At 63.3% G+C, this 14,750-nt stretch carries 11 protein-coding genes; 10 read left to right on the top strand and 1 reads right to left on the bottom strand.

Annotation, left to right across the window (positions count from 1 at the left end):
• The first annotated feature begins 85 nt into the window (after nt 1-85).
• From KYT97_RS20640 to KYT97_RS20650, 3 genes are all read left to right on the top strand, one after another.
• Nucleotides 86-1,528 (top strand): amino acid permease, encoded by a 1,443-nt coding sequence (locus KYT97_RS20640; RefSeq protein ID WP_219110607.1) that lies wholly within the window; start codon nt 86-88, stop codon nt 1,526-1,528.
• 95 nt (nt 1,529-1,623) lie between these two features.
• Entirely contained in the window at nt 1,624-2,805 is a 1,182-nt protein-coding gene (locus KYT97_RS20645; RefSeq protein WP_045066844.1) for a thiolase family protein, read from the top strand.
• A 2-nt stretch (nt 2,806-2,807) separates the two neighbouring features.
• Entirely contained in the window at nt 2,808-3,959 is a 1,152-nt protein-coding gene (locus KYT97_RS20650; RefSeq protein WP_219110608.1) for an acyl-CoA dehydrogenase family protein, read from the top strand.
• Nucleotides 3,960-3,989: 30 nt separating this feature from the next.
• On the opposite strand, the gene KYT97_RS20655 is transcribed toward KYT97_RS20650, so the two are convergent.
• Nucleotides 3,990-4,556 (bottom strand): DUF3558 family protein, encoded by a 567-nt coding sequence (locus KYT97_RS20655; RefSeq protein ID WP_219110609.1) that lies wholly within the window; start codon nt 4,554-4,556, stop codon nt 3,990-3,992.
• A 138-nt stretch (nt 4,557-4,694) separates the two neighbouring features.
• On the opposite strand from KYT97_RS20655, the gene glf reads away from it, so the two are divergent.
• The 7 genes from glf to KYT97_RS20690 all read left to right on the top strand — a co-directional run bounded on the left by glf (nt 4,695) and on the right by KYT97_RS20690 (nt 14,724).
• The gene (glf, locus tag KYT97_RS20660; RefSeq protein WP_045066334.1) at nt 4,695-5,909 is read left to right on the top strand and encodes a UDP-galactopyranose mutase; all 1,215 of its coding nucleotides are present in this window, start codon (nt 4,695-4,697) and stop codon (nt 5,907-5,909) included.
• Nucleotides 5,906-7,819 carry a glycosyltransferase gene (locus tag KYT97_RS20665; protein ID WP_045066335.1) on the top strand — a complete coding sequence of 638 codons (1,914 nt, stop codon included), beginning with the start codon at nt 5,906-5,908 and terminating at the stop codon, nt 7,817-7,819. Before glf ends, KYT97_RS20665 begins: the two co-directional genes overlap by 4 nt.
• On the top strand, nt 7,800-8,333 hold the full coding sequence (locus tag KYT97_RS20670; protein WP_092805589.1) for a phosphatase PAP2 family protein: 534 nt from the start codon (nt 7,800-7,802) through the stop codon (nt 8,331-8,333). The genes KYT97_RS20665 and KYT97_RS20670 overlap by 20 nt, the downstream gene beginning before the upstream one ends.
• Nucleotides 8,330-9,235, top strand: coding sequence for a decaprenyl-phosphate phosphoribosyltransferase (locus KYT97_RS20675; protein ID WP_033235162.1), 906 nt, complete (start codon nt 8,330-8,332; stop codon nt 9,233-9,235). The genes KYT97_RS20670 and KYT97_RS20675 overlap by 4 nt, the downstream gene beginning before the upstream one ends.
• On the top strand, nt 9,213-11,129 hold the full coding sequence (locus KYT97_RS20680) for an arabinofuranosyltransferase AftB family protein (RefSeq protein ID WP_280639067.1): 1,917 nt from the start codon (nt 9,213-9,215) through the stop codon (nt 11,127-11,129). Before KYT97_RS20675 ends, KYT97_RS20680 begins: the two co-directional genes overlap by 23 nt.
• A gap of 318 nt (nt 11,130-11,447) precedes the next feature.
• The gene (locus KYT97_RS20685) at nt 11,448-12,458 is read left to right on the top strand and encodes an alpha/beta hydrolase (protein ID WP_116103834.1); all 1,011 of its coding nucleotides are present in this window, start codon (nt 11,448-11,450) and stop codon (nt 12,456-12,458) included.
• Between the two features lie 379 nt (nt 12,459-12,837).
• Complete coding sequence (locus KYT97_RS20690) at nt 12,838-14,724, top strand: alpha/beta hydrolase-fold protein (RefSeq protein ID WP_116103832.1); 1,887 nt, start codon at nt 12,838-12,840, stop codon at nt 14,722-14,724.
• The last annotated feature ends 26 nt before the right edge of the window (nt 14,725-14,750 follow it).

Below are 14,750 nucleotides of genomic sequence, written 5' to 3' on the forward strand. Positions count from 1 at the left end.
GTCGCGAGGGGGTTCGAGGTCCGACACTGGCGCTAGCCAAAAAGCGCCACCAAAATCCCACCGGAGAATCCCACAAGGAGTTTCGATGTCCAGTACGGACCAACCCGCGCTTCAGCACACGCTGAAGAAGCGGCACCTGTCGATGATCGCGATCGCGGGCGTCATCGGGGCCGGACTGTTTGTCGGCTCCGGCGTGGCGATCCAGGAAACGGGCCCCGGCGTCCTGATTTCCTACGCACTTGCCGGCGTCGTCGTCATCCTCGTGATGCGCATGCTCGGTGAGATGTCGGCAGCGTCCCCGGAAACCGGGTCGTTCTCCTCGTACGCAGACAAGGCCATCGGCCGCTGGGCCGGCTTCTCCATCGGCTGGCTGTACGCGTGGTTCTGGATCATCGTCCTCGGAATCGAGGCCACCGCAGGCGCTCTCATCATGAACCGATGGGTACCGGGTGTTCCGCAATGGACCTGGGCACTGATTCTGATGATCGTGCTGACCTTGACCAACATCATCTCGGTCAAGTCGTTCGGTGAGTTCGAGTTCTGGTTCGCGTCCATCAAAGTTGTTGCCATCATCGCGTTCCTCGGCATGGGTGTCGTCGCGATCTGTGGATGGATGCCAGGCGTCGAAGCACCAGGCATGACCAACCTGACCGGCCACGGCGGGTTCCTGCCCAACGGCACGGGAGCCATGCTTGCCGCAGTCCTTGTGGTGGTGTTCTCGTTCTTCGGAGCTGAAATCGCCACCATTGCCGCTGGTGAATCGGCCAACCCGCTGGAAGCTGTTCGCGCAGCCGTCAAATCCGTCGTGTGGCGAATCCTCATCTTCTACATCGGCTCGATCGCCGTTGTCGTCACCCTGCTGCCGTGGGACAGCGCGTCTGTCGCGCTCAGCCCGTACGTCGCCGTCATGGACTCGTACGGCATCCCGGCCGCGGGCAACATCATGGACGTCGTTGTTCTCACCTCAGTCCTGTCCTGCCTGAACTCCGGCCTGTACACCGCAAGCCGCATGATCTTCTCCCTCGCCGGACGCGGCGACGCCCCGAAGGCGCTCTCCCGCATCGAGAAGACCGGCGTCCCGATGCGCGCCGTGCTGGTCTCGACCATCGTCGGATTCCTGACGGTTGGCATGAACTACCTGTCCCCGGACAAGGTGTTCCTGTTCCTCGTGAACTCGTCCGGTGCGATCGCGCTCTTCGTGTGGCTCGTTATCTCCGTGTCCCAGTTGCGAACTCGTCGCAAGCTCGAAGCGTCGGGCCAGGAACTGGAACTGAAGATGTGGCTCTTCCCGTATCTCACCTACGCCACCATTGCCGCGATCATCGCGCTGTGCATCGGCATGGTCGTCCTCGACTCGACCCGTAGCCAGATGTTCGTGTCCCTGGGTCTTGCGGCGATCCTCGTGGGCATCGGGCTCTACCGCTACCGCAACGACGACAAGACGGACGACAACAAGACCGGGGCCGCCCCGGCAGAGGTAACCCCAACGGTGGAAACGACAACAGCGGCAGTCACTACAAAGGCCTGACGCCTACGTCCCCATCTGCACGATACTTAGATGTCCTAGTATCGGCCACGGACCGAGAATTTCGAGCGCCGTGCGCACAGCAGATGGGGACAATCATGACCACACCCGAACCGATCGTCATCGTCGACGGGGCTCGCACCCCGGTCGGCAGCTTCGGTGGCGTCTTCAAGGACGTCCCCGCACACGAGCTCGGCGCCACGGCTGCCAAGGCCGCGCTGACCCGCGCCGGCGTCGCACCTGAGGACATCGACGAGGTTGTCATGGGCTGCATCGGCCAGGTCGGCCCAGACGCCTACAACGCGCGCCGCGTCGGCATCGCAGCCGGACTGCCCGAGAACGTTCCCGCGTATACCGTCAACCGCCTCTGTGGCAGCGGTCTGCAGGCAATCTGGTCGGCAGCAATGCAGATGCGCTGGGGCGCTGCCGCCATCACGCTCGCCGGCGGCGACGAGAGCATGTCCCGCATGCCGTTCTACGATTTCTCGGCCCGCGCCGGCTTCAAGTTGGGCGATCACGGTCTCGTCGACGGCACCGTCGCGATGCTCACCGACCCCTTCAGCAACGCCCACATGGGCCGCACCGCCGAAGCCGTCGCCCGTAAGTACGGCGTCAGCCGCGAGCAGCAGGACGAGTTTGCCGTCGAATCGCAGCGACGCGCAGCTACCGACGCTGCAAAGGCCGCTTTCGCCGAGGAGATCACCGCGGTCGAAACCGGTGGCCGTCGCTCCGTCACCGTCACCGAGGACGAGCACCCCAAGCCCGGCACCACGATGGAAACCCTCGCGAAGCTGCGCCCCGCATTCGAAGAGGGCGGCTCCGTCACCGCCGGCAACGCGTCGGGCATCAACGACGGCGCAGCAGCCCTCGTTCTCGCGACGGGCACCGAGGCAGCCAAGCGCGGCCTGACCGGTCTGGTCACCCTCGAAGCTGTCACGACGGCGGCCATGGAGCCAGGCCTGATGGGCTACGCTCCCGTGCTCGCCCTCGAAAAGCTCTTTGCACAAACAGGTTTGAAGCCGTCCGACATCGGCACCGCCGAGGTGAACGAGGCATTTGCTTCGCAGGCCATCGCCGTCATCCGCGACGCCGGCCTCGACCCGGAGAAGACCAACCCGTACGGCGGCGCCATCGCCCTCGGCCACCCCGTCGGCGCAACCGGCGCGATCCTGACGCTGCGCGCTGCCCGCGACATGGTGCGCCGCGACCTCGAATTCGGCATCGTCACCATGTGCATCGGTGGCGGCCAGGCCCTCGCCGCCCTGCTCAAGCGAGTCTGATCATGGGAACCAAGCGCAAGCCGTCGTGGTACGACGACGAGATCACCGCAGTCGCCGAACTGGCTCGCGGTTTCTTCGATCGTGAGCTGATCGCCAAGCGTGAGCAGTGGGACGCTCAGCATCGCGTCGACCGTTCCGTGTGGCTCGAAGCCGGCAAGCTCGGCCTGCTGTGCTGCTCCATTCCCGAGGAATACGGCGGGGGCGGCGGAACCTTCGCGCACGACCTCGCTGTCTTCGAGGCGCAGGGGTACTGCGGCGACTACGCGCTTGGTAACTCCGTGCACAGTGGCATCGTCGCGCACTACGTGCTCGAGTACGGCAACGAAGAGCAGAAGCAGGCGTGGCTGCCGGGCATGGCGACGGGCGAAATCCTCGGCGCCATCGGAATGACCGAGCCGGGAACAGGTTCCGACCTCAAGGCAATCACGACGTCGGCTATCCGCGACGGTGACCACTACGTGGTGAACGGGTCGAAGACCTTCATCACCAACGGTGGCAGCGCCGACATGATCGTGCTCGCCGTCAAGACGGACCCCAAGGCCGGCGCCAAGGGTGTCTCGCTCTTGATCGTCGATCTGCGCGACTGCCAAGGCTTCGCGGTGGGCCGAGTGCTCGACAAGGTCGGCCAGCACGGAGCCGACACATCCGAGCTCTCGTTCACCGACGTCCGCGTTCCGGTCTCGAATCTCCTCGGCGAGTCCGAAGGCCTCGGCTTCGGTCAGCTGATGGCGCAGTTGGTTCAGGAACGCCTCATCATCGGCGCTCAGGCCATCGGCACCATCGAGCGGGCGGTCGAGGAGACCGTCGCGTACACCAAGGCGCGTCAAGCGTTCGGGCACAGCCTCTTCGAGTTCCAGAACACCGCCTTCGAACTGGCCGAGTGCCAGACGATCGCACGCACCTGCCGTGTCTTCCTCGACAATTGCATCGAGGATCACCTCAACGGTGAGCTCGACGGCGCCGACGCCGCGATGGTCAAGTACTGGCTCACCGAGCAGCAGTGTGCCGTCGTCGACCGTTGTGTTCAGCTCTACGGCGGCTACGGCTACATGCGCGAATACCCGATCGCGCGCATGTACGAAGACTCCCGCGTGCAGAAGATCTACGCCGGCGCCAACGAAGTGATGAAGGGAATCATCGCGAAGAGCCTGTAGACGCCAGCTCTCGAGGACGTCCTGGCCATCTCACTCCAGGGCGTCTTCGATAGCGGTGGCGGCAGAACGGACGCGAGAACACATGCTGGCGCGACTGATGTAGGTGTCGTCTTCCCTGATGACCACCATGCTGTTGTCCATCATGTCCAGGACGATCACGCAGCCGGGTTCGAACTCCTCCTCGGATTGGGTGAGAACAAATGCCTGATGTGTGCCGATGGTGATTTCTTTGCTGTCGGCTGAGACTTCCTGCGCAAGACGCGCTGCAAATGGGGCGGCAACAACGTCGTAGCTCGCGATTCGCAACTCGAAATCCGGGCCACGCCACGCGCAGTCGTCCAGCAGCGTGGTAGCCGATTCCATCGACCGCTCAGCGGTGGACTTGTCGACGTTCAACTCCGTCGCGACGTCGTCGGGAATGTTGCACAAACCGTCGTCGGCTGCTGGTTCGGGGGACGGTGTGGTGCTGGTAGGGGACTGTTCGAGCGTGGCCGTTGCCGCCTGCGCCCGCGCAGTCCCTTCGACGCTGCGACCGCATCCGGTCATCACCGAGATCAGAACGGTCGCCAGCATCAGCGCTCCGGCTATGCGTGTCATGTTGGGCCCCACCTCCCGCTGCCCACCCGGGCAGCCCACGTGCTTGGACGCATCGGACCGGGGTATCGGTTCCACAGCGGGTGTGATCACGACTGCTAATACGCCCCCGGTAGATCAGGTCCGATACCCTGGTTCATCGTGACCGCTGCAAATTCAGAGACCGCCCTTGCTCAGTACGACCTCATCGTCGTCGGTTCGGGATTCTTCGGGCTGACCATCGCCGAGCGCGCCGCCACCCAGTTGGGTAAGCGAGTGCTGGTTCTGGATCGCCGTCACCACCTGGGTGGCAATGCCTACTCCGAGCCCGAGCCGGAGACAGGCATCGAGATCCACAAGTACGGAGCGCATCTGTTCCACACTTCCAACAAGAAGGTCTGGGACTACGTCACCCAGTTCACGGAATTCACGAACTACCAGCATCGCGTCTTTGCGCTGCACAAGGGCCAGGCGTACCAGTTCCCCATGGGGCTTGGCCTCGTCTCGCAGTTCTTCGGGCGGTACTTCACGCCGGAAGAGGCACGCGCGCTCATCGCGGAACAGTCCAGCGAGATCGATGCGAAGGACGCCTCCAACCTCGAGGAGAAGGCGATCTCGCTGATCGGCCGCCCTCTGTACGAAGCCTTTGTGCGTGACTACACCGCCAAGCAGTGGCAGACCGATCCCACGGAGCTGCCCGCGGCCAACATCAGCCGCCTGCCGGTCCGCTACAACTTCGACAACCGCTACTTCAACGACACGTACGAGGGCCTGCCCGTCGGCGGCTACACCGCGTGGCTCGAGAACATGGTCACGGACCCGAAGATCGAGGTCCGCCTCGACACCGACTACTTCGACGTCCGGGACGAGCTGCGCAGCGCCAACCCCGACGCACCCGTCATCTACACCGGCCCGCTTGACCGCTACTTCGACTACTCCGAAGGTGAGCTGGGCTGGCGCACCCTCGACTTCGAGACCGAAGTTCTGCCAGTCGGCGACTTCCAGGGCACCCCGGTCATGAACTACAACGACGCGGACGTCCCGTTCACCCGCATCCACGAGTTCCGCCACTTCCACCCGGAACGCGAGTACCCGGCCGACAAGACCGTCATCATGCGCGAGTTCTCACGCTTCGCCGAGTCGACCGACGAGCCGTACTACCCGATCAACACGCCGGAGGATCGCGCCAAGCTCGCCGCGTACCGCTCACGCGCCAAGGCGGAAACCGCTGACAACAAGGTGCTGTTCGGTGGCCGCCTGGGCACCTACCAGTACCTCGACATGCACATGGCCATCGCCAGTGCGCTGACGATGTTCGAGAACACCCTGCGTCCGCATCTGGAATCGGGTGCGGAATTGGCAGGGGAGAGCGAATGAACGCACGTCATCTACTCGAGGGTGAAAACGCCGACGTGGGGGACGAGGTAAGTTACCTCGGTAAGTCGCTTCTCCAGCGGATCATCCTGCCGCGCGCCGGTGAACCGCTCGACGTTCGTACGCTCTACTTGGAAGAGTCCTGGTCCAACAGTCGGCGGGCGCACTCGACTTCGCGCACGTCTGTAGCGCTCGGCGCCGAGACCGAGGTCTCGTTTGCCACCTACTTCAACGCTTTCCCTGCCAGCTACTGGCGACGCTGGTCCATCCTGAAATCGGTGGTCCTGCGTCTGGAACTGTCCGGCCACGGCCGCGTCGACATCTACCGTTCCAAGGCGGATTCCTCGCGAATTCACGTGGAAGGCAAAGAATTTGCCGACGGTGATGCAGCTCTGGAATTCGACGTCGAGCTTGCTCCGTTCGAAGACGGTGGCTGGATCTGGTTCGACATCACCACCGATTCGGCCGTGGTTGTCGAGAGCGGCGGCTGGTACGCCCCCGTCGAGGCTCCCGGCGAAGCGACTGTCGCCGTGGGTATTCCGACGTTCAACCGCCCGACGGATGCCGTGAAGGCACTTGCCGCGCTGGCATCCGATCCGCTGGTGTCCGACGTGATCAAGGCAGTCATCATGCCGGATCAGGGCACCCGCAAGGTGCGCGACGAGCCAGGATTCGCCGAAGCTGCTGCAGCGCTTGGTGATCGGCTCACCATTCACGATCAGGGCAACCTCGGCGGCTCCGGCGGATACAGCCGAATCATGTACGAGGCACTCAAGAACACGTCGTGCCAGCACATCCTGTTCATGGACGACGACATCGAGATCGAACCCGACTCGATCCTGCGCGCCCTGTCCTTCTCTAGGTTCGCGAAATCGCCGATGCTGGTGGGCGGCCAGATGCTCAACCTGCAGGAACGCAGCCACCTCCATGTGATGGGTGAAGTGGTCAACCGCGGCATCTTCATGTGGACCGCAGCGCCGAACGTCGAATACGACCACGACTTCTCGAAGAAGCCGCTGCGCGAATCGAAGCTCCTGCACCGCCGCATCGACGTCGACTTCAACGGCTGGTGGATGTGCATGATCCCGCGCCAGGTCGCCGAAGAAATCAAGCAGCCACTCCCGCTCTTCATCAAGTGGGACGACTGCGAATACGGTTTGCGCGCAAAGAAAGCCGGCTACCCGACCGTCACACTTCCGGGTGCCGCGATCTGGCACATGGCGTGGAGCGACAAGGACGACGCCATCGACTGGCAGGCGTACTTCCACCTCCGCAACCGTCTCGTGGTTGCCGCACTGCACATGCCGGGCAACGGACGCGGCCTCGTGGTCAACACGGTGAAGGCAACGCTCAAGCACCTGCTGTGCCTCGAGTACTCCACCGTCGCAATCCAGAACAAGGCCATCGCCGACTTCCTTGCCGGCCCCGAGCACGTCGCGAACATGCTGCCGACCGCACTCGGTGAGGTACACGCCCAGCGCAAGGAATTCTCCGACGCCGTCGTACTGCCGTCGTCGACGGAACTGCCACTGCCGTCAGGTGCCGACGTCGGAGACGTGAGCTTGCCGCTCACCACCGTCGCGAAGGTGACCCGAGTCCTTCGGGCAGCCGTTCACAACGTGAAGCCGGCCAAGGCCGAACACCTCGAGCGACCCCAGCTCAACGTGCCGACCATCGACGCCCGCTGGTTCCTGCTCTCGCAGGTGGACGGCGTCACCGTCACCACCGCCGACGGCCGCGGAGTCGTCTACCGCAAGCGCAACCCCAAGCAGGCACTCGAACTGCTCAAGGAAGCCACCCGGTTGCGCCGCGAACTCGCCGCCAGGTTCCCCGAACTGAAGAAGCAGTACCAGGATGCCGTTCCTTCACTGACCAGCACGGAAAGGTGGGAACGTGTCTTCGGTATCTCCTGAGGCTGTATCTCCCGAGGTCAAGATCCTCGCCGGAATCCAGTCGACCGTCGGGCAGGTGCCTGGAGCCGTCGCCGTTGCTCGCGGAATGTCGCACTTCGGTGAGCACTCACTCGGCTGGATCGCGATCGCTGCCGTCGGCGCTGCCGTCGACAAGCCGCGTCGCCGCGAATGGGCGGGCGCTGCCGTCGGTGCCTTCGGGGCACACGCCGCGTCGGTCGTGATCAAGCGTGTCGTGCGGCGCAAACGCCCGTCCGACCCGTCGTTGCAGGTCAACGTCTCGACGCCGAGCAAGCTGAGCTTCCCGTCCTCGCACGCCACGTCGACGACGGCGGCGGCATTCCTGATCGGTCGACTCACCGGGCTACCCTTACCGGCGTTGCTGGTGCCCCCGATGATGCTTTCGCGCCTGGTTCTGGGAGTTCATTACCCGACCGACGTGCTTGCCGGTGCGGCACTGGGCGCCGCATCCGCGGCGCTGGTGCATAAGGCCGAACAGAAATATGGAGAGAAATGAGCGAGGAAGCGGCCACGGTCAGCGGACCCCCTAAGTCCCTGCCCGCCGGCATCGTCAAGGCGCTCCGCCCACGCCAGTGGGTCAAGAACGTTCTTGTGCTCGCCGCGCCCATCGCGGCCGGCACAGCCACCGAAGCCGACGTGCTCTTGCCCGTCGCGCTGGCATTTGTCGTGTTCTGCATGGCGGCGTCCGGCATCTACCTCGTCAACGACGCAATGGACGTCGAGGCAGACCGAGCGCATCCCACCAAGCGCTTCCGCCCCATCGCGGCCGGAGTTCTGCCCGTCAACATCGCGTACGGCATGGCCGTGGTGCTGCTGTCCGGTTCGATCGCTCTCTCGTTCATCGCCAACTGGCAACTTGCCGTGGTGATGTCCGTGTACATCGTCATCCAGCTTGCGTACTGCTTCGGTTTGAAGCACCAGGCCGTCATCGACATCTGCATCGTGTCGTCCGGATTCCTGTTGCGCGCCATAGCCGGTGGCGTGGCAGCCGAGATCGAACTGTCGCAGTGGTTCCTGCTGATGATGGCATTCGGTTCGCTCTTCATGGCTGCCGGAAAGCGGTACGCAGAACTGAAGCTGGCCGAACGTACCGGCGCCAAGATCCGCAAGTCGCTCGAGAGCTACACGATGACCTACCTGCGGTTCGTGTGGACGATGGCCGCGACGGCACTCGTGCTCTGCTACGGACTGTGGGCCTTCCAGCAGGACGACATCAAGGGCACCAACTGGTACGCCATTTCGATGGTCCCCTTCACCGTCGCAGTGCTGCGGTACGCCGTGGACGTCGACGGCGGCGAAGCCGGTGAGCCCGAGGAAATCGCGCTCGGTGACCGGGTTCTGCAATTCCTCGCAGTGGCGTGGATCGGAGTAGTGGGTGTCGCTGTCTACATCGTCTGAGCCGGCCACTGAAGCCGACCAGGTCGCCGACACCGCGGCACCGAGCACCACCCCTAACCGAGCAGTTTTCCTCGGCGGGGTGGTGCTTGCTGCCGTCCTCACGTTCTGGGGAGCGTGGGAGCGTCGATGGATCGCCGACGACGGACTGATCGTCCTGCGCACCGTGCGAAATCTGCTGGCCGGCAACGGCCCCGTCTTCAACGCCGGTGAACGCGTCGAGGCGAATACGAGCACCGCGTGGACGTACATCGTCTACGTCTTCGGCTGGCTGACGCAGATCCGGCTCGAATATGTCGTCTTGGCAATCGCTTTGGTGCTCTCGACCGCAGCTGTGGTCTTGGCGATGCTCGGAACGGCCCGCCTGTACCGCGATCTGCGACCAGGCGTCGGCGGGACGGTTTTCCTCGTTCCGGCCGGCGTTCTCGTCTACATTGCTGTTCCGCCCGCCCGAGATTTTGCGACGTCCGGCCTCGAGACGTGTCTGGTGATTTTCTGGATCGCGCTGCTGTGGTTGCTGATGGTTCGGTGGGCACAGGCGTCAGTACCGTCGACGGCGTCGATTCTGATTCTCTCTTTTGTTGCCGGGCTCGGGCCCCTCGTGCGCCCGGAGATGGCGATCCCTGGTGCTCTTGCACTGATGATGATCGTCGTGTCCGCAGGCTTGACGTGGAAGGTCCGCGCGATGATCGTGGTTGTCGCCGGACTCGTTCCGGTGGCGTACCAGATCTGGCGCATGGGTTATTACGGACTTCCGTACCCCAATACCGCGGTCTCGAAGGATGCAGGCGGTGCAAAGTGGTCGCAAGGATTTGCCTATCTGTGGAATCTCGTCGGACCGTACTTGCTGTGGTTGCCTTTGCTGTTCCTGCTGGTCGGTGCGCTGCTACTTCTTGCGATCGGCAGGAACGAGCGCACGTCCGCGCCCCAGACCGTTTCAGGGTCACGCTGGGTGCGGTTGCAGGCGTGGTTGCGCACCCCACGCGCTGTTGTCACGTTCATTCTCGGCAGCGGCCTGATTCTGGGTGTGTACTCGGTTCGAGTCGGTGGCGACTTCATGCACGGCCGCGTCCTGCTTCCGGTGTTGTTCTGCCTTCTGATCCCGGTGGCGGTCATTCCGCTTCGGGTCCCGGCGCGCACGGCATTCGGCCGCAACCGGGACACCGCGATCTTCGGTGTCTCCGCAGTGCTGTGGGTGGGGACCATCGTGTGGGCAGCCGTCGCCGCAAATACCACCGGCATGCCGGAAGGCTCGATCGTCGGACGCTCGGGCATCGTCGACGAGCGTGCGTTCTACGCTCTCAACACCGGTCACGAGCATCCGATCCGAGCCGAGGACTACCTCGACTACCCCTGGATGCGAGCAATGGTCGAGACCATCGCGGACACCCCGGACGGTGGACTACTCATTCCGTCTCCCAGTTACAACGCGTGGTTCGTCGTTCCGCCGCCAGGGCCGATAGACGAATCGGGCGAGCATGTCGTTTTCTTCCTGAACCTCGGTATGACGAGCATGAACGTCGGGCTCGACGTTCGTGTGCTCGATCAGATGGGATTGGCGTACCCGCTCGCCGCGCACACGGAGAGGCTGGAAGACGGCCGTATCGGTCACGACAAGAACCTGTATCCGGATTGGGTGGTTGCGGACACCGGGATGGTCGACGTCCACCCGTGGCTGCCCTTCTTCCTCGACGAGGAATGGGTAGCTGACGCGAAGCTGGCGCTGACCTGTCCGGAAACGCAGGAGTTGCTGACCTCCTACCGCAGTGAATTGACGTGGGCGCGATTCAAGCAGAACTTCCGTCAGGCATTCGACTTGGCAAAATATCGATTCGATCGAGTGCCCGCGTACGAACTACAGCGATGTGGTCTTGTGCCACTTGAAACCCAAAAGTGATGCAGATCACTATGCCGTAGGAGAAAACATGTTGCGATCCCGTAACGCTCCCGTGATCGGCGCCGATGTATCCGAAGACGATTCACCTACCCGAAATGCTCCCGTGAGCACCAGGGGAGAAGCGCCCGGTGGTTGAGATCCATTTGTCACAACCAAACCTGTGACATAGGGTCCACCGAGCGCAGTGTGACTTGGAACGAGGTCCGCTGCCAGTCTGGTTTGTCCAGGCTGGCGCACATACCTGTTCCCCGACGGAATCCGTCGGTACTTCCCCTAGTCGGGGGTAGCTACCGCAGACGAAGAGAGAGAGCAGTATCCATGCGATTTGCCCCGACGAGGCTGACACAGCGCCTCAAGCACCGAGCACTTGCCATCGGTGCGGCAGCACTCGTGCTTCCCCTTGCCGCAGGCGTCGCCGGTAGCGCAGTTGCTACCGCTGCTCCCGCGCACGCTGCGCCGGTCCAGACCGCGCCGTGGGGCGGATTCGAAGAGCTGTGGGTGCCCTCCACGATGGGCAACATCAAGGTTCAGGTCCAGTGGGCCGCTCGCGGCGGAAACGCTGCCCTCTACTTGCTCGACGGCCTCCGCGCTCGTGACGATGCCAATGCGTGGTCCTTCGAGACCAACGCTCTCGAGCAGTACCGCAACGACAACATCACCCTCGTGATGCCGGTCGGCGGACAGTCCAGCTTCTACACGGACTGGTACGCACCCTCGAACTTCAACGGTCAGCAGATGACCTACAAGTGGGAAACCTTCCTCACGGAAGAGCTGCCCAACTTCCTCGAGAACTACGGCGTCTCGCCTAACAACAACGCTGTCCTCGGCCTGTCGATGGGTGGCAGTGCCGCACTGACTCTCGCCGCGTACCACCGCGACCAGTTCAAGTTCGCCGGCTCGCTGTCGGGTTACCTGAACATCTCGGCTCCCGGTATGCGTGAAGCAATCCGCGTCGCGATGCTCGATGCCGGCCGCTTCAACGTCGACTCCATGTGGGGACCCCCGTGGAGCCCGGCATGGCTGCGCAACGACCCGTTCGTCTTCGCGCCTCGCCTCAAGGGCCTGTCGATGTACATCTCCGCAGCAAGCGGTCTGACCGGTAAGTACGACAACCCCAAGGGCTTGGTCGGCTACTACAACACGGCAAACGCCATGGGCCTCGAAGCACTTGCGCTGGCCAACACCCGTGCATTCCAGATCCGGATGAACACGCTCGGCATTCCGGCCACCTACAGCTTCCCGTCCAACGGCACCCACTCGTGGGCGTACTGGTCCGAGGAACTGTTCAAGGCCCGCGGCCAGATCCTCGACACCATGAACGCCTGGTGACCATGCTTCACCGCTTTACCGTGCATCACTGCATGACGCTGCACCGCAAGACCTAGACAGACGAGTGCCGTTCCGGACTTCCGACAGGAAGACCGGAACGGCACTTCTGTTTTGGAGATGCCGTAAACAGGAACTTCGGTAACAATTGCACCACCAGTAACAGCGCGGCAACCCCTAGTCGGAGTCGTTTCCGTGTAGAAAGAGTTTCGACAGGGCTCTGGTCGCCGAGGTGGCGTGCGAGGCAGAGATGCCTCGCCGCGTAGGCACTGAACACGTGAGATACCGAAGACGTGAGACACCGAGTACGTGAGATACCGAGTACGTGAGACACCGGGTAGTAAGACACGCGGACCGGAAGTAAGGGAAAGAGAGTGAACTCATGCGAGTAGGCCTTGCCAAGCGGGACCGCAGTCGGTCCTTCGGGACCTATAGAACCAAGGTCGTCGGAGCGCTGGCAGCACTGCTGGTTCTGCCGATCGCAGCAGGTCTGACCACTGCAGGCACGGCTGCCGCTGCGCCGAGCCCGGCTCTCACCGCGCCCGCCGCAACCCAGAACCAGGGCGGCGCCACCGTCGGCAAGGTCGAATGGCTCAGCGAGCGCCGTGTCGCACTGTGGATCAACTCCCCGTCGATGGGAATCCCCATTCAGGTTCAGATCCTTCTGGCCCGCGACTGGAACGTGAACCCGTCGGCAACCTTCCCGTCCGTCTGGATGCTCGACGGCCTTCGCGCCACCGATATCGAGAACGGCTGGACCGCCGAGACCGACGCCGAGTCGTTCTACGCGGACAAGAACGTCAACGTGATTCTCCCCGTCGGTGGACAGTCCAGCTTCTACTCCGACTGGCTCGAGGCCGACAACGGTGTGTTCTACCAGTGGGAGACGTTCCTCACCAAGGAACTTCCGTCCATCCTCGAGAACGATTGGCGCACAACGCAGACCCGCGGCGTGGTCGGTCTCTCCATGGGTGGCACGGCCGCGATGTCTCTTGCCGCGCGCAACCCCGGATTCTTCAAGTTCGCCGCGTCGCTCTCGGGCATCCTCACCACGACGTCGCTCGGAATGCCGCAGGCAATCCAGTTCGCGATGAACGACGCGGGCAAGTTCAACTCCGCAGCGATGTGGGGCCCGCCGTCGAACCCGCAGTGGGCAGCCCACGATCCGTACACCCAGGCCGACAAGCTCAAGGGCGTCAGCCTGTACGTCTCGAGCGGTAGCGGCACCACCGGACCGTACGATCAGCCGTCGGGAATCCCCGGTGTCAGCACCAACTACGCCGGTATGGGCCTCGAGATTCTTGCGCGCCTGACCTCGCAGACATTTGCGACCAAGCTCAACTCGCTCGGCATTCCCGCGCAGATCAATTACCGCCCGTCCGGCACGCACTCGTGGCCGTACTGGCAGTTCGAGCTTCATCAGCTGTGGCCGCAGCTAGCCAACGCGCTCGGCACCGACGTGGAGAAGCCGGCATGTGGCGCTTCGGGTGCCATCGCGGCAACCGCAGCGGCAAACAGCTGGATCGGTGACTGCGTCACAGCCGAGTACAGCGTCGCGGGTGGCCTGGCTCAGGACTTCCGCAACGGCCGCATCTACTGGACCTCCGCCACCGGCGCGAACCCCATCGCGGGCCGTATCGCCGGCGAGTACATGAACACCGGCGCAGCTGCCGGCCCGCTCGGCTTCCCGACGACCCCTGAACTCGGAACCCCCGACGGTCAGGGACGGTTCAACCACTTCCAGAACGGCTCCATCTACTGGACCTGGTGGACCGGCGCACACGCCGTCCGCGGAGCGATCCTCAACGAATGGGCAGCACAGGGCTACGAGGGCGGTCCGCTCAAGTACCCCACCGCAGCTGAGATCGCGACCCCCGGCAAGGCCGGAAATGTGCAGGGCTTCGAAATCGGCGCCATGTACAACAGTGCAAACGGCACGTACGCCGTGCTCGGCATGATCATGGGCAAGTACGGCGAACTCGGTTGGGAAAACGGATGGCTCGGGTTCCCGAAGTCCAACGAAGTGGCGATCAAGGACAACGGTCGCTTCACGGAGTTCGATGGCGGCAACATCTACTGGAGCCCCGCAACGGGCGCCTGGTCCGTCGCCAACGGCCCGATCTTCGACGGATGGAAGAGTGTCGGCTACGAAGGCGGCAAGCTCGGATACCCGCTCAGTGACAAGTTCGACATCCCCGGTGGAACTCAGCAGAACTTCCAGTTCGGCTGGATCACGGTGATCGACGGCAAGACCGAGATTCACCCGTAGGACGCAACGTACGACACACAACGCAC

It is taken from the genome of Rhodococcus globerulus (assembly GCF_019334125.1).
In the GTDB taxonomy this organism is placed as follows: Bacteria; Actinomycetota; Actinomycetes; order Mycobacteriales; family Mycobacteriaceae; genus Rhodococcus_F; species Rhodococcus_F globerula.

Bases quoted from the DNA above. Each gene is read 5' to 3' on its own strand.
- KYT97_RS20675 (WP_033235162.1), top strand. From the start codon at position 8,330: ATGAGCGAGGAAGCGGCCACGGTCAGCGGACCCCCTAAGTCCCTGCCC.
- KYT97_RS20640 (WP_219110607.1), top strand. From the start codon at position 86: ATGTCCAGTACGGACCAACCCGCGCTTCAGCACACGCTGAAGAAGCGG.
- KYT97_RS20690 (WP_116103832.1), top strand. From the start codon at position 12,838: ATGCGAGTAGGCCTTGCCAAGCGGGACCGCAGTCGGTCCTTCGGGACC.
- KYT97_RS20655 (WP_219110609.1), bottom strand. From the start codon at position 4,556: ATGACACGCATAGCCGGAGCGCTGATGCTGGCGACCGTTCTGATCTCG.
- KYT97_RS20665 (WP_045066335.1), top strand. From the start codon at position 5,906: ATGAACGCACGTCATCTACTCGAGGGTGAAAACGCCGACGTGGGGGAC.
- KYT97_RS20645 (WP_045066844.1), top strand. From the start codon at position 1,624: ATGACCACACCCGAACCGATCGTCATCGTCGACGGGGCTCGCACCCCG.
- KYT97_RS20650 (WP_219110608.1), top strand. From the start codon at position 2,808: ATGGGAACCAAGCGCAAGCCGTCGTGGTACGACGACGAGATCACCGCA.
- KYT97_RS20685 (WP_116103834.1), top strand. From the start codon at position 11,448: ATGCGATTTGCCCCGACGAGGCTGACACAGCGCCTCAAGCACCGAGCA.